General features: G+C 76.2%; 1 pseudogene. It reads right to left on the bottom strand.

The features are described from left to right. A pseudogene (locus KVT45_RS57565) lies at nt 1-239 on the bottom strand (hypothetical protein); the annotation flags it as partial.

Consider the following 239-nt stretch of genomic DNA (forward strand, 5'->3'; position numbering starts at 1 on the left):
CAGCTTGACCAGCCGGGCCGCGGCGTCCTGCCGTACCGCCAGCACGGCGACGTTCTCCCGCCGCACCTCCTGCAGCGCCCGCGCCCCCCGGTCGTACACCGTGGTGGCGGGACGGCCGCCGCCCGGTGCCGAACTCCCCTGCGTGGGAACCCAGCACGTCAGCGGGTCCGACACGACGTCCTCCCGGTGCCTCGTCAGTGGCCGGGTGATCCGCGCCAGGTCGTCGCCCGCCGGGTGCT

Source organism: Streptomyces sp. GbtcB6 (assembly GCF_019091475.1).
In the GTDB taxonomy this organism is placed as follows: domain Bacteria; phylum Actinomycetota; class Actinomycetes; order Streptomycetales; family Streptomycetaceae; genus Streptomyces; species Streptomyces hyaluromycini.